Below are 20,265 nucleotides of genomic sequence, written 5' to 3' on the forward strand. Positions count from 1 at the left end.
TGGCGGAGCCGCGTGATCACACTCTCGCGCGGGGGCTGTTCGGGGAGCGGGGGAGCGGGCCGGGGCGGGAGGCTCACTGAGGGGCTTTGATCATGTAGCCGACGCCGCGCACGGTGTGGATGAGCGGCTCGTGCCCCGCATCGATCTTCTTCCGCAGGTACGAGATGTACAGCTCGACGACGCTCGAGCGACCGCCGAAGTCGTAGTTCCAGACGCGATCGAGGATCTGCGCCTTCGACACCACGCGCCGCTGATTGCGCATGAGGAAACGCAGCAGTTCGAACTCCGTCGCCGTCAGCTCGATCTCTTTGCCGCCGCGGACCACCTCGTGGCTGTCCTCGTTCAGCGACAGATCGCCCACACGCAGGATCGGCTCGGAGTCGCGCGTCAGCGCGGTGCCGGCTCGGCGCATGAGACCGCGCAGGCGCGCCACCACCTCCTCGAGGCTGAAGGGCTTGGTGACGTAGTCGTCGCCGCCGGCGGTGAGGCCCGCGACGCGGTCGGCCACGGCATCCTTCGCGGTGAGGAAGAGCACGGGAACGTCGTTGCCCGAGTGACGCAGGCGCTGCAGCACGGCCATGCCGTCGAGGTCGGGCATCATGATGTCGAGCACCATGGCATCCGGTTCGAACTCGCGGGCGGACTGCAGGGCATCGAATCCGGAGCCGGCGGTCTTGACATCCCAGCCCTCCATGCGGAGCGCCATCGACAGCAGGTCGGTGAGCATCTGCTCGTCGTCGACGACGAGCACGCGCAGGGCGCTCCCGTCGGGGCGGGTGAAGGCGGGGGCGGCGGCGGTCGCGGTCATGCACTCATTCTGCGGGGAAATCTATGACCTTTCTATGGAGCGGGTTATGTGATTGCTGTGAGCGAGCACCCCACCGGCTGAACAGCACCACCGTCCCCACTCCGATCGCGGCGCCGAGCGTGTTCGCGACGAGGTCGCGGACGTCGGCGACGCGGGTCGGCAGGAAAAGCAGCTGCCACGTCTCGATGCCGGCGCTGAGGACGAGTCCGCCCAGGATGCCGTGCCACCAGCGGCCGCGCCAGACCAGGATGAGCGCCCCCAGGGGAACGAACATCGCGACGTTCGCCGTGAACTCCACTCCGTCGTAGGTGACCCATCCCAGCCCTGGCACCGACTGCAGCACCCGGACCAGGCGCCAGATCACGCTCTCCACCTGCGGGTCGACGAGCGTGGGGCGCAACGTCATCCACCACAGGCCCCACGCGTACAACGCCGAAGCGGCGACGAGCAGTGCTCGTCGCCGCCTCGTGACCAGCCGGGTCAGTGGGTGTCCTCGGCCTCGATCTCGGTGCGGTCGCCCGACCAGAGGGTGTGGAAGGTGCCCTCCTTGTCGATCCGGCGGTAGGTGTGGGCGCCGAAGAAGTCGCGCTGGCCCTGGATGAGGGCGGCGGGCAGACGCTCGGCGCGCAGACCGTCGTAGTAGGCCAGCGACGAGCTGAAGGCGGGAGCGGGGATACCGGCGGCCGCGGCCAGCCCGACGATCCCGCGCCACGAGTCCTGGGCACGCCCGAGGGCCTCGACGAAATAGGGTGCGGTCAGCAGCACCGGCAGCGTCGGGTCGGCGTCGTACGCCTCGGCGATGCGGTTGAGGAACTGCGCGCGGATGATGCAGCCGCCGCGGAAGATCTTCGACACCGCGCCCAGGTCGATCTTCCAGTCGTACTGGGCGGCGCCGGCGCGGATCTCGTCGAAACCCTGGCTGTACGCGACGATCTTCGAGGCGTACAGCGCCAGGCGCACCTGCTCGATGAAGGTGTCGGCGTCGTCACCCGAGAGCAGCTCGGTGACGGAGGTCCCGGGGAGCTCGCGCGAGACCTCGCGCTGCTCGGGGTGGCTCGACAGAGACCGCGCGAAGGTGGCCTCGGCGATGCCCGAGACGGGCACGCCCAGGTCGAGGGCGGTCTGCACGGTCCAGGCTCCGGTGCCCTTGGCGCCGGCCTGGTCGAGGATGACGTCGACGAGGGGCTTGCTCGTGTCGGCATCCACCTGACGCAGCACCTCGGCGGTGATCTCGATGAGGTAGGACTCCAGCTCGCCGCGGTTCCACTCGGCGAACACGTCGGCGATCTCGGCGGGGGTCTTGCCCGTGGCCTGGCGGATGAGGTCGTAGGCCTCGGCGATGAGCTGCATGTCGGCGTACTCGATGCCGTTGTGCACCATCTTGACGAAGTGTCCGGCGCCGTCGTGGCCGACGTGCGTGACGCAGGGCTCGCCCTCGGCGACCGCGGCGATCGACTTCAGGATCGGGCCGAGCGTGGCCCAGGCCTCGTCGGAGCCGCCGGGCATGATCGAGGGGCCGAGGAGCGCGCCCTCCTCACCGCCCGAGACGCCCATGCCGACGAAGTTGATGCCCGTGTCGCGCACGGCCTTCTCGCGGCGGATGGTGTCGGTGAACAGGGCGTTGCCGCCGTCGACGATGATGTCGCCCGGCTCGAACACCTTCACCAGCTCGTCGATGACGAAGTCGGTGGGGCGGCCGGCCTTGACCATGATGATCGCGGTGCGCGGCTTCGACAGCGAGGCGGCGAAGTCTTCGTAGGAGTACGACGCGACGAAGTTCGCCTCGGGGTGCGCCTCGAGCACGTGCTCGGTCTTGTCGGCGCTGCGGTTGAATACCGCGACGGTGTTCCCCTCGCGGCTGGCGAGGTTGCGCGCGAGGTTCGAGCCCATGACGGCCAGGCCCACGACGCCGATGTTCGCGCGACCGTCGCCCGTGCCCTCGGGGCGGGAGTCGGCCTCGGCGGTGGGGCGTTCCACCTCTTCGATGCCGGGCGCACCCTCGTGCACCTGTGCGGCCCGGTGAGGGGCCTGATCCTGATCGATCGAGGGTCCGGTCGGGGAGGGGGTCGACGTCATTCGTTGCTCCGTAAATCGGCTGCGAGAAGGGGTATCGGGCGCACGTGGGGTTGCCGATGCCACTTTATCGGCTCGGGTCCCCCGTGTTTCAGGCGGGGGAGAGGCGCAGACGGTCGACGACCTCCTGCACCTGCTCCTGCGGGGTGAGGTCGAGGTCGACGCGGATCGCCTGCTCGTCGGCATCCGGCATCTCGAGGGTGTCGAACTGCGAGGTGAGCAGCGACGGGGGCATGTAGTGGCCCTGACGGCGCAAGAGTCGCTCGAGCACGAGGGCGGGGTCGCCCATCAGCAGCACGAAGGTCACGTCGTCGCGACGCAGGACGTCGCGGTAGCTGCGCTTGAGCGCGGAGCACGTGATGATGCCCGGACGGTCCGCGGCGATCCGGCCGTCGATCCAGGCGGCGACCCGGTCGAGCCAGGGCCAGCGGTCGTCGTCGTTCAGCGCGTGCCCCGACGCCATCTTGGCGACGTTGGCCTCGGGGTGCAGGTCGTCGCCCTCCTGGAAGTCCCAGCCGAGGCGGCCGGCGAGCATGCCCGCGACGGTGGACTTGCCGGTGCCGGCGGGTCCCATGAACACGAGGACGGGGTGGGATGCCATGATGCTCTCTTTCCGTTCCGGTCAGACGAACGCGCTGATGACGAGGACGCCGGCCAGGCCCGTGATCGAGATCACGCACTCCAGCACCGTCCATGTTTTCAGGGTCATGGGGATGTCGAGACCGAAGTACTCCTTGATGAGCCAGAAGCCGGCGTCGTTGACGTGGCTGAGGAACACCGATCCCGCACCGATGGCCAGCACGAGCAGGGCCGTCATGGGGGCGTCCAGGGTTTCGGTGAGAGGCTGCAGGATTCCGGCGGCGGTGATGGTGGCGACGGTGGCCGATCCCGTCGCGACGCGGATCACGACGGCCACGAGCCAGGCGAGCAGCAGCACCGACACGCTGGACCCGGCGACGAGGTCGGCGATGACCTTGCCGATCCCGGTGTCGACGAGCACCTGCTTGAAACCGCCGCCGGCGCCCACGATCAGCAGGATGCCGGCGATCGGTCCGAGAGAGGAGCCGACGACGCTCGTCAGCTTGGCGCGGTCGAAGCCCGCCCCGCGGCCCAGCACGACGAAGCCGACGAGCACGGCGAGCAGCAGCGCGATGATCGGCAGGCCCAGGAAGTCGATGACGACCTTCCACGCGTCGTTCGACCCCGGCGCGACGATGTCGGCGACGGCCTTGAGCAACATGAGGAAGACGGGGAGCAGGATGCTGGCCAGGGTCGCGGCGAACGAGGGCCGGCGCGCGGGCGCGTCGCCCTTCTCCTCCGCCGAGAGGAACAGCTCGGGAACGGGGACCGGTGCCCACCGGGCGGCGATGGGCGCGAAGAGCGGGCCCGCGATGATGACGGCGGGGATGGCAACGATCACGCCGAAGAAGAGGGTCAGGCCCAGGTTGGCGCCCAGCGCGTCGATGGCGGCGAGGGGGCCGGGGTGCGGGGGCACGAGACCGTGCATCGCCGACAGACCGGCCAGGGTGGGGATGGCGATCTTCATCAGCGCGACGCCGGACCGGCGGGCGACGAGGATGATGACCGGCACCAGCGTGACGAGACCGACCTCGAAGAACATCGGCAGGCCGATGATCGCGCCGATGAGGCCCATCACCCACGGCAGGCTCCGGGGTGTCGCGCGCGCGACGAGGGTGTCGACGATGCGGTCGGCGCCTCCAGAGTCGGCCAGGAGCTTTCCGTAGATCGCGCCGAGGGCGACGAGGATGCCGACCCCGCCCATCGTCGAGCCGAAACCGCCGGTGAAGCTGGTGACGGTGGTGGGGATCGCCATGCCGGCGACCACGCCGGTGGTGAGTGCGCCGATGGTCAGGGCGAGGAACGGGTGGAGCTTGCCCCACGTGATCAGCACCACGATGAGGGCGACGCCGACCAGGGCGGCGGTGATCAGCTGTCCGGCCGGGGCGGCGGTCGCGGTGTCGGCGGCGGCGAGCACCAGGGGTGCGGGGAGGGAGGTGAGGGCCATGAGCGTCCTTGTTCCGGCGGGCGGCAGCAATGCCGCTTGTTATTTGTCGTACATAAAACCACATGACGACGAATCACGCACGATGAAACTGAAAATGTCTTACGTCACGTCTGGCATCATCGAGGAATGACGACGGAGCGCAACGAGGCGGTGTCGCTGCACGACGCGCTCGTCGATCGCCTCGGGTCGGCCATCGTCGACGGCGAACTGGCGGCCGGATCCCGCCTGATCACGGCGGAGCTGTCGTCGGGGTCATCTCGCGGCGCCGGCCGCGAGGCCGTTCGCGTGCTGCAGTCGCTCGGTCTCGTGCGCGTACGTCGCAAGACCGGCGTCGAGGTGCTCCCGGCGACGGAATGGAACGTCTACGCGCCCGAGATCATCGCGTGGCGGCTCGCGGGCCCCGGCCGCGGCGCCCAACTGCGAGAGCTCAGCGCGTTGCGAGGCGCGATCGAACCGCTCGCCGCTCGGGCGGCCGCCGCTTCCGCCACCGATGCGCAGCGCCGCGACCTCGTTTCCGCCGTGATGGAGATGGCCCGTACCGAGCGCGACGCGGACGGCGCCGAGTATCTCGCGGCCGACGTGCGGTTCCACCGGACGCTGCTCGCGGCATCCGGCAACGCGATGTTCGCCGCTCTCGGCTCGGTCGTGGAGTCGGTGCTCGTGGGGCGCACCCTGCACGACCTCATGCCGCACGACGCCAACCCGCACGCCGTCCGCTGGCACCAGGACGTCGCGTTCGCCGTCACCGCGGGCCGTGCGGACGAGGCCGCCCAGGCGATGAGTCTGATCGTGCGCGAGGCCGGCGACGCCATGGCATCCGCAACCTCCGACGACTGAGCGGATCCGCCGACGTCAGCCGGACGCGTCGGTCTCGCTGCGCTCGGCTGTGAAACGGCGGGTGACGGCGATGTCGCGCTCGCCGAGGCCGCGCTCGACGATCTCGTCGAAGGCGTCGCGCAGGGCCGGGAGCAGCGCCGGTCGGGTACCGGTGGCCGCGGCGACATCGGCCGCGAAGCCCAGGTCCTTTACCATGTATCCGGCGATGCCGCTGGGGGAGTCGTCGCCGTCGACGAGCTTCTGCCGGCGACTCTGGAGCAGGTTCGAGCCGGCGTATCCGCCCCCGAGCAGCGCCCAGAGGGCGGCGGGGTCGACGTCGGAGCGGGCCGCGAGCTCGGTCGCTTCGCCGAGGGCCAGGATGGTCGCCGCCACGACCATCTGATTGCACGCCTTCGCGACCTCTCCCGCGCCGAGTGGGCCGAGGCGCACCGGGGTGCCGCAGGGTGCCAGGAGGGCTGCGGCGAGGTCGGTGTCGGCGGGTGAGCCACCGAGCATGATCGACAGCGTCCCGGCTTTCGCGCCATCCTCGCCGCCCGAGACGGGGCAGTCCACGATTCGGATGCCGGGGGCCAAGCGCTCAGCCAGGTCGCGCACGCCGACCGGTGACGACGTCGATCCGATCAGGAGCAGGAACTCGCGCTCTCCGATGCCGGCCAGCAGGCCGTCGGGCCCGTCGAGATGTTCCCCGAGCTGCGGCAGATCGGGCAGCATCACCAGCACGGCGTCGGTCGCGGCCCCGAGCTCGCGGGCAGTGGGAGCCCAGTGCGCGCCGGCGTCGGTCAGGGCGGGACGTTCACGGCGGGCGTGCACCGTGAGTGCCCCGCGCGCGGCCAGGAGGTGTTGCGCCATAGGCTCGCCCATCGCGCCGAGGCCCCACACGCCCAGTCGCACGTCGGTCGCTGCGGGGGTGGCCGTCTCTTCGTCGAGCTGCGTCATGACGGCATCCTAGCTGCTGGACAACAGGTTGAACAGGGTTCAGTATGGTGAACGAGGATTTACGCGAGCCGTGGCGGTCACCCACCGACGCGGCGGAGGGAGAGACGACGATGTCGACCAACGACAGACTACGGGCCGTGGTGGCCGTGCCCCTGAAAGAGGAGCACTGCCGTCTCATCGAGCGGCTGGAGCCGCGGCTGGACCTCGTGCGCGACGCGCGGCTGATGCATCCGATGCGCGGCCCCGCCGACTGGTCCGGTGACCCCGCCCACGAGCGCTCGGCGAAGGAGCAGGACGAGTTCGACGCCATGGTCGACTCGGCCGACGTGCTCTTCGGCATCCCCGACGTCGATCCGACGGTCCTCGCCCGCACGGTCGCCGCGAATCCGCGCCTGCGCTGGGTCATGACCACGGCCGCCGGCGGAGGTGGCCAGGTGAAGGCCGCCGGCCTCGACCGCGACGCGCTCGACCGTGTCGTGTTCACCACCAGTGCGGGCGTGCACGGCGGACCTCTCGCGGAGTTCGCCGTCTTCGGCGTGATGGCCGGTGCGAAAGACCTGCCCCGTCTCGCCCGACAGCAGGCCGAACGCGCATGGACCGACCGGTGGGAGATGCGCCAGGTCGACGAGATGACCGTGCTCGTCGTCGGGCTCGGCGGTATCGGTGCCGAGTGCGCCCGCCGTTTCCACGCCCTCGGCGCCCAGGTGTGGGGGACCACCCGCTCCGGCGCGCCCGTCGACGGGGTCGACCGCCTGGTCCCGCTCGAGGAGCTGGTCAGTGCCGTCGGAGATGTGGATGCCATCGTGGTCACCCTCCCCGGCACCGACCAGACGCACCATCTCATCGACGACCGCGTGCTCGCGGCGGTCAAGCCGGGGGTCATCCTCGCCAGTGTCGGTCGCGGAACGGTGATCGACGAGGCTGCGCTCCTCGCGGCCCTCGATGACGGGCGGGTGTCGTTCGCCGCCCTCGACGTCTTCGAGGTGGAGCCGTTGCCCGAGGACTCCCCGCTGTGGCGGCATCCGCGCGTGCTCGTCAGCCCGCATACGGCGGCCTTGAGCAGCAAAGAGGAGGAGCGCATCGCCCGCCGCTTCGCCGAGAACGCCACGCGCCTTCTCGACGGGCAACCGATGCGCGCCGTTGTCGATACGGTCGAGTTCTACTGACGCGCCGCTGCGGTGGCGCCCGCACGACGGGGAGGTCGCGGTGAGCGATGACGAAGAGGGCGGCGTCGTCCGGGATCCTGCCCCGGCGGTGGGGCGCGGCATCCGACTCCTCGGTCTGCTCGCCGAGGCGGGACGTGCGCTGACACTCACGGAGCTCGCCGCGGGCCTGGGCCTGGCGAAGTCCTCGACGGCCAATCTGTGCCTGTCGCTGGAGGCAGGGCGCATGATCGAGCGCGTCCCGCTGGGGTACCGCCTCGGCATCCGTACCGCGGAGCTCGGCGGCGCCTTCGCCGCGCAGTTCAACCAGGTGCGCGAGTTCTACGCCGTGTGCGAGACCTCGCCGGTGCTCGCCACGGAGCTCGTACAGGTCGCCGTGCTCGACGACACCGACGCCCTCTACCTCGCGCGCTACGAGGGATCGCGTTCGGTGCGCCTCGGAACGCCCCTGGGGTCCCGTCTGCCCGCTGCGCTGTCGGCGACGGGCCGCGCGCTGCTGATGACCCGCAGTGACGACGACGTTCGGGAGATGCTCTCGCGAGGGCGTCCGCTGCCCCGGCTCACCTCGCACAGCACGATCGACGTCGATGCCGTCCTCGCCAAGATCGCCGCCGCCCGTGAGCGCGGGTGGTCGGTCGACGAGGAGGAGTCGTTCCGCGGCATCGTCGGCGTCGCCGTGCCCCTCGAGGGCTGGGCGCCGGGCGATCCGCAGTTGGCGCTGGGGGTCGGCATCCCCGTGGCGGATGCCGCACCGGAGCGGATCTCGCGCGTCGGCGCTGCGCTTCGTGAGGCGGCGCGGGCACTGACGAACCCGTTCAGCGCTTCCCGCGCCACCTGACGCGCGTCGCGGCCCACGGCTCGGATTCGACGCGTCTCTCGCGCCCTGCGTCGGGCGTCGCGGGGCGCGGGTTCGGGGCGCCTCCCGCGCCCTTCGGGGCGCGTTCGCCGCGCTCCGAACGGCCGATCCCGCCCCGAATCGATGGGCACCGACCGTAACCCCTCGCGAATTCTGTCCAACATATTGAACTGCGTTCACTCCGTTGGTACAGTCGGCTCGTCGCAAGACACCAGCCGATCGAAGGAGATGGCCGTGACCACTGCATCCACACCGACGCCGCAGCCGACGGATGATCCCGAATACGCCGCGAACCTGCGCCGCGCCACGCTCGCCTCGAGCATCGGCAGCGCGCTGGAGTACTTCGACTTCGCGCTGTACGGCCTCTCGACGGCGCTGATCTTCAACGTCCTGTTCTTTTCACAGGACGACCCCGCCCTCGCCACGGTGGCCGCGTTCGCGACCTACGGTGTCGGCTTCCTCGCCCGGCCCTTCGGCGGGCTCTTCTTCGGCGTCCTCGGGGACAAGCTGGGCCGCAAGTGGGTGCTCGTCATCACGATCCTGCTGATGGGTGGAGCCTCCACCGCTATCGGTCTCCTTCCCACCTACGAGGCCGTCGGCATCCTCGCGCCGATCCTGCTCGTGATCATGCGACTGCTCCAGGGCTTCGGCGCCGGCGCCGAGCAGGCCGGTGCCACGGTGCTCATGGCCGAGTACGCGCCCGTGAAGCGCCGCGGCTTCTTCTCGGCGCTGCCCTTCATCGGCATCCAGGCGGGCACCCTGCTCGCGGCCGTCGTCTTCAGCCTGATCTCGCTGCTGCCCGAGGATCAGCTGCTCAGCTGGGGCTGGCGCGTGCCGTTCCTCGCCTCGTTCGTGCTCATCCTGCTCGCACTGTTCATCCGCATGCGTCTGCGTGAGACGCCGACCTTCATCGAGCTCGAGAAGAGCGAGCAGATCGCCGAGCGTCCCGTCCGCGACATCTTCACCCGGGGCCTGCCGGGCGTCATCGTCGGCATCGGCCTGCGCATGGCCGAGAACGGCGGCTCCTACATGTTCAACACCCTCGCGCTGACGTTCTTCGTCGCCACCGTCGGGGGCCAGGCAGACCGCAGCCTGCTGACGTGGGGTGTCACGCTCGGCTCCCTCATCGGTATCTTCTCGGTGCCGCTCACAGGTGCGCTGTCGGACCGGATGGGAAGGCGGACCGTCTACCGTGCGGGTGCGCTGTTCATGCTCGTCTTCACCTTCCCGGCCTGGTGGCTCATGTCGCTCGGCAGCTACCCGATCACCATCGCCGTCGTCGCGATCGGCATCGGCATCGCGGTCAACTCGATGCTCGGACCGCAGTGCGCGATGCTCCCCGAGCTGTTCGGCAACCGTCACCGCTACCTCGGCGTGGCCATGGCGCGCGAGCTCTCGGCCGTTCTCGCCGGTGGCCTCGCGGGCGTCCTCGGCGCCTACATCATCGCCGTCAGCGATGCGAACTGGTTGTTGCTGGCGATCTACATGGCGACCCTGGCGTTGATCACGACCGCCTCGACCTTCCTCGTCCCCGAGACCCTGCGTCGCGACCTCACGCGCACCGACGACGCCATCAAGGTGTCGCGTGAAGAGGCCGGCGAGGGCGTGGATGCCACGACCGTCACCGTCCGGACGATCCGATGAGCGGCGCGTTCGACCTCGCCGGCCGGCTCGCCCTCGTCACCGGTTCCAGCCGCGGCATCGGCCGCACCCTCGCCCAGGGGCTCGCCGAGGCGGGCGCCACGGTGATCGTGCACGGGAGGGATGCCGTGACCGCCGGCCGCGCCGCCGACGAGATCACCGCGGCGACCGGCGTGACCGCGTACGTCTCGACGTTCGATGTCGGCGACTCGGCCGCCGTCGACGCCGGCATCGACCGGATCGAACAGGGCCACGGCATCCCGGACATCGTCGTGAACAACGCCGGCGTCCAGCGTCGCGCGCCCATCGCGGAGTTCGCCGACGCCGACTGGGACGACCTGGTGCGCACCAACCTCTCCAGCGCCTTCTACGTCTCGCGGCGGGTGGCCCGGGGCATGATCGAACGAGGTTCGGGCAAGCTCGTGCAGATCGGCAGCGTGCAGTCGCAACTCGCCCGCCCCTCGATCGCCGCGTACGGCGCGACGAAGGGGGCCATCGCCATGCTGACGAAGGGGCTGTGCGCCGACCTGGCACCCCACGGCATCCAGGCGAACGCCATCGCGCCGGGGTACTTCGCGACCGAGCTCACGCAGGCTCTCGTCGACGACGAGACGTTCTCGGCGTGGGTGCGCACGCGCACCCCGGCGGGACGATGGGGGGACACCAGTGATTTGGTGGGGACGCTGGTGTTCCTCTCCAGTTCCGCGAGCGACTTCGTCAACGGTCAGACGATCTTCGTCGACGGCGGAATGACGGCGGTGGTCTGATGCGTATCGCTCGAGTGATCACGTCAGGTGGCGTCACGACCGTGCGCGTCGACGACGATGGGTCGTTCATCCCCGTCGACGACCCCTACGCCGCGTTCGCGGGAGGGAAAGAGCCGCAGGATGCCGCCGAGCCCGTCCAGCCCGTCCAGGGCGATCTCGCTCCTCCGTGCACCCCGACGGTCGTCGTGGGCATCGCGCAGAACGGGCCGGGCCACGCGTCGCCGGTGCAGGCGTGGCTGAAGAGTCCGCGAACCGTCACGGGCCCCGGGGTCACCGTGCGACTGCGCCGCGATGCCGGCCAGACCGTGGCCGAGGCTGAGGTGGCCGTCGTGATCGGGCGCGATACGACCGGACTCACGGCCGAGAACGCCCATGAGTACGTGCTCGGGATCACCGCGGTGAACGATCTGTCCAGCCCCGACCGGGCAGTGGTGGATCCGCGCAACTTCGAGTCGAAGTCGGGGGAGGGGTACACCCCGCTCGGGCCGTGGATCGACACCGCCCTCTCGCTCGACGCCGACCTGCCCATGGCACTGCTCGCCGATGGCGTCGCCCGGGCCGAGACGTCGGCCGGTCGCCTGCCGATGACGCCCCGGGGGTGCCTCGCCTACGTCGCGGGGTGGACGACCCTCGGCCCGGGCGATGTCGTGATGATGGGCGCCCCGCACTCGCAGGCCCCCGTCCACGCCGGTGAGACCGTCGAGATCGTCATCGGCGACCTGCGCCTGTCGACCCCCACGTCCTGAGGAGCGACGATGACCAACCTCGCCGTGGTGGCCCATGCCGCCGACGACCTCCGCGTCGAAGACACCGACGAACCGATCCCCGGTGCCGACGAGGCCGTCGTCGCCGTCGCCTACGGCGGCGTCTGCGGGTCCGACCTGCACTACTGGCGTCACGGAGCGGCCGGCGCGTCGATCCTCCGCGAGCCGCTCGTGCTCGGGCACGAACTGTCCGGCACGGTCGTACGTGCTGCGGCCGACGGCAGCGGGCCGGCCGTCGGAACCCCGGTGGCCGTGCACCCGCTCACCCCCCGGGGTGACGGGGTGACGCCCTGGCCGGAGGATCGGCCCCAGCTCGCGCCGGCCTCGACCTACCTCGGCTCCGCCATGCACCTGCCGCACACCCAGGGCGGCTTCGCCGAGCGCGTGGCCCTGCCCTCGCGGATGCTGTTCCCCCTCCCTTCGGGTCTCGACATGCGCGTGGCCGTCCTGGCGGAACCCGCCGCCGTCGCGTGGCACGCGGTGAGCCAGGCCGGATCCGTCGTGGGACGCCGGGTCGCGGTGATCGGCGCGGGGCCCATCGGTCAACTCGCCGTCGCGGTCGCGCGCCACCGCGGCGCAGCCGAGGTGATAGCCACCGATCTCCACGAGCTTCCGCGTTCGCTCGCGGAGGCGCGCGGCGCTCGGGCGCTCGATGCGCGCGACGACGAGGCGATCGCTCAGCTGCACGCCGACGTCGTGATCGAATCCAGCGGGACGGTGCCCGGCCTGGCATCCGCCATCGCCGCCGCCCGTCGCGGTGGCACCGTCGTCCTGCTGGGCCTGCAGGCCGCCGGGTCAGTGATGGCTCCGCTCGCGACCGCCATCACGCGCGAACTCACCCTGACCGGGTCGTTCCGCTTCGGCGACGAGTTCGCCGAGGTGATCGCGGCGCTCGCCGACGGCTCGCTCGACGTCGACGGCATCATCACGCACGTCGTCCCGGTCGCGGACGCCCTGTCGGCCTTCGCGACCGCCGCCGATTCGTCCGCGTCGTCGAAGGTCGCGCTCTCGTTCGGCTGACGGTCGAGCCGCGGGGCAGCGCTCCGTCGACGGCCAGCGCGATGAGGAGACGTGCGCCGAAAGAGGAACGTTCCACCCTGTCGAGGGGCGCCGATCCGTGGAGCCCCGCGGCGGGGCGCCGAGGGTCAGTGCTTCTTGTAGCCCGCGTTGCGCCCCATCGAGAAGAGGGCGCCGACCGTGCCGACGAGGCCGATCGTGGCGATACCGCCGATGACCCAGAGCACGACGTGAGAGAAGAAGCCGCTGTCCATGATGATCCTCCGGGTCGGTGTGGCACATCGATCCTACCGTCGCGAGGTCCGTGCCCCTGCCGCGCCGGGGCGGTCAGGGATGGTCGCCGCCTCGCCGGCACCTGCGTCGCGTCACGCTGCGCGGACGTCCGACGCTGGCACGTCGCTCGGGTGTCCGACACTGACGAGTCCGGTGAGGGGGCCTGGGCACGCGGGTCGTAGGGACGCGCGAGCGCTGGTAGACTTCCGGGGAACTTCGGCGAGGGATTGCCGCGCACCGCCCGGTGCACGTGGCATCCGTGATCGACGCAGTGATGCAGGCTCCCCGGCTTTCCTCACGCGCTCGCGTTCGAGTCGAATCCAGACCACACAGGTGCGGGCCATGTCCGCGCACAAGCTGCGGGCCGCGTGCCCGCGAGGAGAACATCATGTCGGAAGACAACAAGGTCGTCGCGGAACTGCGCGAGAACTTCGGCAAGGGCTTCGCCCGTCGCCTTCGCGCCGCGGGCAAGATCCCGGCCGTGATCTACGGTCACGGCACCGAGCCCCAGCACGTCGCGCTGCCCGGCCACCAGGTCGCGCTGCTCATTCGTCGCGCCAACGCGCTGCTCGACCTCGACATCGCCGGCAAGGGCCAGCTGGTGCTCGTGAAGGACGTGCAGAAGGACCCCGTGCGTCAGATCATCGAGCACATCGACCTCATCGTGGTGCGCAAGGGCGAGAAGGTCCAGGTCGACGTGCCCGTCACGGTCATCGGTGAGCCCTTCCCCGGTACCATCGCGAACCTCGAGAACACGACCGTGTCGCTCGAAGTCGAGGCCACCCACATCCCGCAGAACGTCGAGGTCTCGGTCGAGGGCGCCGAGGACGGCACGCAGATCACCGCTGCCGACCTGACGCTGCCCGCGGGCGCCACGCTCGTGACCGAGCCCGAGACCCTCATCGTGGGCGTCTCGGTCCCGCTCGACACCCTCGCCGCCGACGAGGAGATCGCCGAGGCCGACGCAGAGATCGCCGAGGAGCAGTCCGAAGAGGCCGAGGGCGACGACAAGTAATCCCGGGCGGGCTCCGGCCCGCCGATCACGAGGGGGCGCGACTCGCGCCCCCTCGTTCTCTTTCCGCGGCTCTCGCGGCCCGGCTCATGGCGTGCGGACCCGGTTCGCGTTTCGGGAAGGATGGATGCCATGGCAGACACCTGGCTCATCGTCGGTCTCGGCAACCCCGGCCCGCGGTACGAGGCGACCCGGCACAACGTCGGACAGATGGTGATGGACGAGCTCGCCGGCCGCCGGCGCGAGGCGTTTCGCGCGCACAAGGCCAACGCACGCGTCGTCGAAACCTGGCTCCGGCCGGGGTCCGCGAAGCTCGTCCTCGCCAAGCTCAACTGCTTCATGAACGTCTCCGGCGGCCCGGTCGCGGGGCTCGCCCGCTTCTACGGCGTCGAGGCGGACCACGTCGTCGTCGTCCACGACGAGCTCGATATCCCCTACGACACGATCAAGCTCAAGATCGGCGGCGGTCACGGCGGCCACAATGGCGTGCGCGACATCGCCAAGGCGCTCGGCACCGCGGACTTCCCGCGCGTGCGGGTGGGTATCGGTCGCCCCGTGGGCCGTCAGGATCCCGCCGACTGGGTGCTCGACCCCTTCGGCTCGACCGAGCGCCAGACGTTGCCGATCCTCGTGTCGGATGCCGCGGATGCCGTCGAGTTGCTCGTCGATGAGGGCTTGGTCTCGGCGCAGCAGCGATTCCACGCTCCCCGCGCCTGACGCCGCCCCCGGTGGACCGGAGACCCCGGCGCCCGTCGAGGGAGCCGAGCCCGAACCTTTCTCGCGATGGGGTCCCTGACCCCGTCGATGGGACCGGTGTCCGCGCGACGGGTGGCACGCATCCGCCAGTGCATCGGCACCGTCGGTCCACGCTTCTGCACGCCCCTGGCGGCGACACGAAGAAAAGACCCCGGCCTCGAAAGGCCGGGGTCGTCAGGTGGTCCGATGTCACATCATGGAGCCGACGCCCACCGCGGCACCGACGCCGAGGGCCGTGATGACGACGATACCGCCGAGCACGGCGATGACGATCGCAGCGATTCCCCACCCGCGGCCGCGGTTCTTCACCGCGGCGATGATGCCCTGGATGAAGCCCCAGAGACCCAGGATGCCGTAGACGACGAATGCCGCGACAGACAGCGCGGCCACCGCGATAGCCGACTGCTCTGCGCCGGGCGGCAGCGATTCCGGGTCGACCTGACCGGTTGAGGAGTCGACGTACTGACCGAGGCCCCCGGTCTGCACGCCCGCCACGAACGCGAGGATCGCACCCACGACGACGGCGAGGACAGAGGCGACGAATGCGATGATGCCGAGCTTTTTCGACACCGGCGCCCGGTGCTCGGGCGCATAGGCGGGAGCGGCGTAGCCACCCGGCGCGGCGTGCGGCTCGCTGCGCGTGGGGGGCGGGTTGTACGGCTCCGGCGGCGGCGGTGTGGTGCTCACGAGCTGCTCCCTTGGTCGTCGACGGGCAGGACACGCCTGCTCGGCGGATGACGGACACGACGCCCGTTGCCGCGAGTGTAGGCGAGCCCCTGGCGGGGACCCGAAGGGCTGGACGCGCCCCTTCTCGGCGCGGTATCGCACCCGAGGACGCCGGTCACACCGGGGTGAGCCCGCTTGCCATCGTCGCGATCCCCGCCACGAGGCCGACGGCGACGAGGCCCCCGAACACCAGGGGTCCCAGCACCGAGAGGACGATGGCCGTGATGCCCGCCCCGCGTCCCGATCCGACCGTGGTGGCGACGATGCCGAGCACGAGCGCGGTCACCCCCACGACGGTCCCCGCCCAGAACGAGATCTCTCCGACGAGCACCACGTCGCGCACCGGCGACAGCACACGCCAATCGAGGGTCGACGACGTGAGCGTCTCGAGCCCCGGCCCCGCACCCCGGGCGGTGCGGAATGCGGCGAAGCCTCCGACGGCGGATGCCAGGACGGTGGCGACGATCGACGCCAGCAGTGCCCAGATGCCAAGGGGTCGGGCGCGGCGGCGCGGCGGTGGGGGAGCGAGGAGGGTCCCGACCGGCGGCGCGACGTGCGGCGCGGCGAAGACCGGACCGTTCGGGACGCCGGGGCTGCTCATGCCGTCACTCTACGAGACGTCGTCGGTCAAGGTCGTGGGTACACACGGCCCGATGTCGGACCCCCGCGTAGACTCTTTCGAGTGACAGTTCCCGGGATCGTTCGCGCCCTCGAGCAGGCTGAGTCCTACCGTGAGGCCGCTTCCTCGGCATCCGCCGACTTGTCTCTCTCCCTTGTCGACGGCCTCGACGCACCCGTGATCGCGGGGTTGATCGAGCGTCGCCGTGCGGCGGGCGGGCCCGGCGCGGTGTTGGTGATCGCCCCGACCGGGCGTCGTGCCGAGTCGTTGGGTCCGGCATTGGATGCCGTCCTCCCCGGCGCCCACGTGCTCCACTTCCCCGCGTGGGAGACCCTGCCGCACGAGCGCCTCAGCCCGAGCCCCGAGACGGTCGGCCGTCGCCTCGACGTGCTGCGCCGAATCGCTGCATGGGACGGAGAGGTGCCGTTGGTCGTCACCGCATCCGTCCGCAGCGCCCTGCAGCCGCTCGCCCCCGGTCTCGGCGACGTCGAGCCGGTGCAGCTCGTCGTCGGCGGTCGCGGTCACCAGCTCGAGGCCGTGACGACGCGGCTGGTCGAGCTGGCCTATCACCGCGTCGACATGGTGTCGCGGCGCGGCGAGTTCGCCGTCCGCGGCGGCATCCTCGATGTCTTCCCGCCCGTGGCCGATCATCCGTACCGCGTGGAGTTCTTCGGCGATGAGGTCGACCAGATCCGTGCGTTCTCCGTCGCCGATCAGCGATCCCTCCCGGGCGAGGTCACCGACGTCACGCTTGTGCCCAGCCGTGAACTGCTGCTCAGCACCGAGGTGCGCGCCCGTGCCGCCGAGCTGCGCGACGCCTATCCGGGTCTTCGGCAACTGCTCGAGAAGATGGCCGAGGGAATCCCCGCTGAGGGCATGGAGTCGCTCATCCCCGTGCTGATCGACGACCTCATCACCCTTGTCGACTACCTGCCCGGGGGCAGCGCCGTCGCGCTCGTCGACCCCGAGCGCTCGCTCGCGCGGGCGACGACGCTCGGCGACACGAACCGCGAGTTCCTCGAGGCCGCGTGGTCGGCGGCGACCGCGGGAGCCGACACCCCGGTCGACCTCGACTCCGGTGATTTCGTGACGCTCGACGATCTGCACGAAAGGGCCACGGGACGCGGGGGCGTCTGGTGGGAGCTCAGCGCCTTCGACTCGGGCGCCGCGGATGCCGAAGACGAAGGTCTTGTCGTCGGCGACGATTCGGCGCACCGCGTCAAGGCCGACGCGGTGCCGTCCTTCCAGGGCAACGTCGAGGGAGCCACGGCGCACGTCGGTCAGTTGCTCGCCGACGGCTGGTCGGTGGTGGTCACGGCATCCGGACCCGGAATGGTCGATCGAGCCCGCGACGTGCTCGCCGAGCGCGGCATCGCGGCGCGCCGCGTCGACGACGTCCACGCGGCCCCCGAGCCCGGTGTCGCGCACGTGGTGTGTGCGCCGTTGGAACGCGGGTTCCAGCTCACCGAGGCGAAGTTCGCCGTCATCACCGAGACCGAGTTCTACGGTCGGTCGGTCAGCGGTGACAACCGGGGGGTCAAGAAGCTCGCATCGCGGCGGCGCAACGTCGTCGATCCGATGCAGCTCAAGCCCGGCGACGTCGTCGTTCACGCCACGCACGGCATCGGCAAGTTCCTCGAGCTCACGCAGCGCGAGGTCTCCAGCGGCGGACGGAACGCGGTCAAGACCACGAAGGAGTACCTGGTCCTCGAATACGCCCCCGCGAAACGCGGGTACCCGGGCGACAAGCTCTACGTGCCCACCGACCAGCTCGACCTGCTGTCGAAGTACGTCGGCGGAGAAGCGCCCACCCTGTCGAAGATGGGCGGGAGCGACTGGGCGGCGGCCAAGGGCCGCGCGCGCAAGGCGGTCCGCGACATCGCGGTCGAGCTGGTGAAGCTGTATTCGGCGCGCATGGCGTCGAAGGGCTACGCCTTCGGGCCCGACACCCCCTGGCAGCGGGAACTCGAAGAGGCCTTCCCCTTCGCAGAGACCCTCGATCAGCTGCAGACGATCGACGAGGTCAAGGCCGACATGGAGAAGCCGATCCCGATGGATCGGCTCCTCTCGGGAGACGTCGGTTTCGGCAAGACCGAGGTCGCCGTGCGCGCCGCGTTCAAGGCCATCCAGGAGGGCAAGCAGGTCGCCATGCTCGTGCCGACGACACTGTTGGTCAAACAGCACCTCGAGACGTTCGCCGAGCGGTATGCGGGTTTCCCCGTCACGGTGCGTCCGCTCTCGCGCTTCCAGTCCGACAAAGAGGCGAAGGCGACCCTGGCGGGCCTCACCGACGGCACCGTCGACATGGTCATCGGTACTCACCGCATCCTCACCGAGAAGGTGATCTTCAAAGACCTTGGGCTGATGATCATCGACGAGGAGCAGCGTTTCGGCGTCGAGCACAAGGACGCATTGAAGAAGCTCAAGACGAATGTCGACATCCTCGCGATGAGCGCGACTCCCATCCCGCGCACGCTCGAGATGGCGGTCACCGGCATCCGTGAGATGTCGACGCTGGCGACTCCGCCTGAGGATCGGCATCCGATCCTCTCGTACGTCGGACCCCGCAACGACAAGCAGATCGCCGCGGCGATCCGGCGCGAGCTGCTGCGCGAGGGCCAGGTGTTCTACGTGCACAACCGCGTCTCGTCGATCCAGCGCGTCGCTGCGCACCTCGCTGAGCTGGTCCCCGAGGCGCGGATCGTGGTCGCTCACGGACAGATGGGCGAGCACGCCCTCGAGCGGGTCGTCGATGACTTCTGGGAGCGTCGAGCGGATGTGCTCGTGTCGACGACCATCATCGAGACGGGCCTCGACATCTCCAACTCGAACACGATCATCATCGACCGCGCCGACAAGTACGGCCTGTCGCAGCTGCATCAGCTGCGCGGTCGCGTGGGCCGTGGGCGCGACAGGGCCTACGCGTACTTCCTGTACGACGAGATGAAGCCCCTCTCCGAAACGGCGGCCGACCGCCTCGAAACGATCGCCGTCAACAACGAACTCGGCAGCGGTATGCAGGTGGCGCTGAAAGACCTCGAGCTGCGCGGGGCCGGCAACCTGCTGGGCGCAGAGCAGGCCGGGCACATCGCCGGCGTCGGTTTCGACCTGTATCTGCGCATGATCGGTGAGGCCGTGTCGACCTTCCGTGGCGAAGACGTCGACGGCCCCAGCGAACTGCGGCTGGAGTTGCCCGTCGACGCACGCCTGCCCGAGTTCTATATCGACAGCGAGCGCCTGCGCCTCGAGGCCTACCAGAAGCTCTCGGCGGCGGCATCGGCTGGCGCGAAGGACGACGCCATCGACCTCGTGATCGAGGAGCTCCGAGACCGATACGGCGAACCACCTGCCGAGGTCGAGGGACTCATCGCGGTCGCGCGTCTGCGCCGCCGAGCTGCGCAAGCGGGACTCGCCGACGTGGTGGCGATGGGATCGAACCTGCGCATCGCCCCCGCTCACCTCGCCGAATCCATGCGCGTGCGCCTGCAGCGCCTATACCCGAAGGCGAAGCTCGTCGCGGGCGGGGATGCCATGGTGGTGCCGCTCCCGCAAGACGCCGACGACGCGAACCTGATCGCGTGGGTGCGTCAGATCCTGGATGCCCTGTGGCCGTTGCCCGTGGAGAAGTCCGCGGAAGCGGCGAACGCCTGAGCTCGAGTCCTCCCGGAGGACGGTCGCTCCGCGGGCCCGATCGACCTCCGTGTCGGTCGGGCCCGCTCGCTTTCTTCGGCGTCATTCCGGCAGCGCGGTCCGCGACACGCCCGGGGAGGGCGTGGATTCGACGGAGTGGTGGTTCACGCGTAACTTATTCCTTGTTCGCCCCACAGGGGAGAGCGGAGCGGCCGAAGGGCCCCTGTTTCCTCTCACGTGGTGAACCGCCCAAGACCTCACCGAATGGTGTATGGTTTTGGTTCTGGTCGTTCGGCCGGTTCCCGAGGTCGATCTCTTCGTGAGGTCCCACTGAGGAACTGTGTGCTGAGTGGCTGGTCAA

The 20,265-nt window shown here is 70.1% G+C and carries 19 protein-coding genes; 10 read left to right on the plus strand and 9 right to left on the minus strand.

Annotated elements, in window-relative coordinates; translation table 11 throughout:
* Window positions 1-73: 73 nt before the first annotated feature.
* The 5 genes from ASF76_RS10650 to ASF76_RS10670 form a co-directional block, all read right to left on the minus strand.
* The gene (locus tag ASF76_RS10650; protein WP_055957060.1) at window positions 74-808 is read right to left on the minus strand and encodes a response regulator transcription factor; all 735 of its coding nucleotides are present in this window, start codon (window positions 806-808) and stop codon (window positions 74-76) included.
* Window positions 809-812: 4 nt separating this feature from the next.
* On the minus strand, window positions 813-1,238 hold the full coding sequence (locus tag ASF76_RS10655) for a VanZ family protein (protein WP_055957063.1): 426 nt from the start codon (window positions 1,236-1,238) through the stop codon (window positions 813-815).
* A 50-nt stretch (window positions 1,239-1,288) separates the two neighbouring features.
* Window positions 1,289-2,884 carry an NADP-dependent phosphogluconate dehydrogenase gene (gene gndA / locus ASF76_RS10660; protein WP_055957067.1) on the minus strand — a complete coding sequence of 532 codons (1,596 nt, stop codon included), beginning with the start codon at window positions 2,882-2,884 and terminating at the stop codon, window positions 1,289-1,291.
* Between the two features lie 88 nt (window positions 2,885-2,972).
* Window positions 2,973-3,482, minus strand: coding sequence for a gluconokinase (locus ASF76_RS10665; protein WP_055957070.1), 510 nt, complete (start codon window positions 3,480-3,482; stop codon window positions 2,973-2,975).
* Between the two features lie 21 nt (window positions 3,483-3,503).
* A complete protein-coding gene (locus tag ASF76_RS10670) occupies window positions 3,504-4,907 on the minus strand; it encodes a GntP family permease (RefSeq protein ID WP_055957073.1) in 1,404 nt (467 codons plus the stop codon).
* Window positions 4,908-5,033: 126 nt separating this feature from the next.
* Between ASF76_RS10670 and ASF76_RS10675 the strand changes: the two genes are divergently transcribed.
* Window positions 5,034-5,744: a FadR/GntR family transcriptional regulator gene (locus ASF76_RS10675; RefSeq protein ID WP_055957075.1), complete on the plus strand. Its 711-nt coding sequence runs from the start codon at window positions 5,034-5,036 to the stop codon at window positions 5,742-5,744.
* Between the two features lie 15 nt (window positions 5,745-5,759).
* Here ASF76_RS10675 and ASF76_RS10680 read toward each other — a convergent pair whose 3' ends face one another.
* Window positions 5,760-6,680: an NAD(P)-dependent oxidoreductase gene (locus ASF76_RS10680; RefSeq protein ID WP_055957077.1), complete on the minus strand. Its 921-nt coding sequence runs from the start codon at window positions 6,678-6,680 to the stop codon at window positions 5,760-5,762.
* A 110-nt stretch (window positions 6,681-6,790) separates the two neighbouring features.
* Between ASF76_RS10680 and ASF76_RS10685 the strand changes: the two genes are divergently transcribed.
* From ASF76_RS10685 to ASF76_RS10710, 6 genes are all read left to right on the plus strand, one after another.
* Window positions 6,791-7,846, plus strand: coding sequence for a D-2-hydroxyacid dehydrogenase (locus tag ASF76_RS10685; RefSeq protein WP_055957263.1), 1,056 nt, complete (start codon window positions 6,791-6,793; stop codon window positions 7,844-7,846).
* 40 nt (window positions 7,847-7,886) lie between these two features.
* Complete coding sequence (locus ASF76_RS10690) at window positions 7,887-8,681, plus strand: IclR family transcriptional regulator (RefSeq protein WP_055957079.1); 795 nt, start codon at window positions 7,887-7,889, stop codon at window positions 8,679-8,681.
* A 246-nt stretch (window positions 8,682-8,927) separates the two neighbouring features.
* Window positions 8,928-10,343, plus strand: coding sequence for an MFS transporter (locus tag ASF76_RS10695; RefSeq protein ID WP_055957081.1), 1,416 nt, complete (start codon window positions 8,928-8,930; stop codon window positions 10,341-10,343).
* Complete coding sequence (locus ASF76_RS10700; protein WP_055957083.1) at window positions 10,340-11,107, plus strand: SDR family oxidoreductase; 768 nt, start codon at window positions 10,340-10,342, stop codon at window positions 11,105-11,107. Before ASF76_RS10695 ends, ASF76_RS10700 begins: the two co-directional genes overlap by 4 nt.
* On the plus strand, window positions 11,107-11,853 hold the full coding sequence (locus ASF76_RS10705) for a fumarylacetoacetate hydrolase family protein (RefSeq protein ID WP_055957085.1): 747 nt from the start codon (window positions 11,107-11,109) through the stop codon (window positions 11,851-11,853). The genes ASF76_RS10700 and ASF76_RS10705 overlap by 1 nt, the downstream gene beginning before the upstream one ends.
* Window positions 11,854-11,862: 9 nt before the next feature.
* Entirely contained in the window at window positions 11,863-12,891 is a 1,029-nt protein-coding gene (locus tag ASF76_RS10710; RefSeq protein WP_055957086.1) for a zinc-binding dehydrogenase, read from the plus strand.
* Window positions 12,892-13,016: 125 nt separating this feature from the next.
* On the opposite strand, the gene ASF76_RS17605 is transcribed toward ASF76_RS10710, so the two are convergent.
* A complete protein-coding gene (locus ASF76_RS17605) occupies window positions 13,017-13,142 on the minus strand; it encodes a hypothetical protein (RefSeq protein WP_261742869.1) in 126 nt (41 codons plus the stop codon).
* Between the two features lie 407 nt (window positions 13,143-13,549).
* Between ASF76_RS17605 and ASF76_RS10715 the strand changes: the two genes are divergently transcribed.
* Together ASF76_RS10715 and pth are read left to right on the plus strand one after the other, a co-directional pair.
* Window positions 13,550-14,176: a 50S ribosomal protein L25/general stress protein Ctc gene (locus ASF76_RS10715; RefSeq protein WP_055957089.1), complete on the plus strand. Its 627-nt coding sequence runs from the start codon at window positions 13,550-13,552 to the stop codon at window positions 14,174-14,176.
* A gap of 129 nt (window positions 14,177-14,305) precedes the next feature.
* Complete coding sequence (gene pth, locus ASF76_RS10720) at window positions 14,306-14,890, plus strand: aminoacyl-tRNA hydrolase (RefSeq protein ID WP_055957091.1); 585 nt, start codon at window positions 14,306-14,308, stop codon at window positions 14,888-14,890.
* 228 nt (window positions 14,891-15,118) lie between these two features.
* Here pth and ASF76_RS10725 read toward each other — a convergent pair whose 3' ends face one another.
* A complete protein-coding gene (locus tag ASF76_RS10725; protein WP_055957093.1) occupies window positions 15,119-15,616 on the minus strand; it encodes a hypothetical protein in 498 nt (165 codons plus the stop codon).
* A 154-nt stretch (window positions 15,617-15,770) separates the two neighbouring features.
* The gene (locus ASF76_RS10730; RefSeq protein WP_055957095.1) at window positions 15,771-16,256 is read right to left on the minus strand and encodes a hypothetical protein; all 486 of its coding nucleotides are present in this window, start codon (window positions 16,254-16,256) and stop codon (window positions 15,771-15,773) included.
* Between the two features lie 81 nt (window positions 16,257-16,337).
* On the opposite strand from ASF76_RS10730, the gene mfd reads away from it, so the two are divergent.
* Window positions 16,338-19,925, plus strand: a complete 3,588-nt coding sequence (gene mfd / locus ASF76_RS10735) for a transcription-repair coupling factor (protein ID WP_055957097.1) — start codon at window positions 16,338-16,340, stop codon at window positions 19,923-19,925.
* Window positions 19,926-20,265: the final 340 nt, after the last annotated feature.

This window comes from Microbacterium sp. Leaf151, from assembly GCF_001424225.1.
GTDB lineage: Bacteria > Actinomycetota > Actinomycetes > Actinomycetales > Microbacteriaceae > Microbacterium.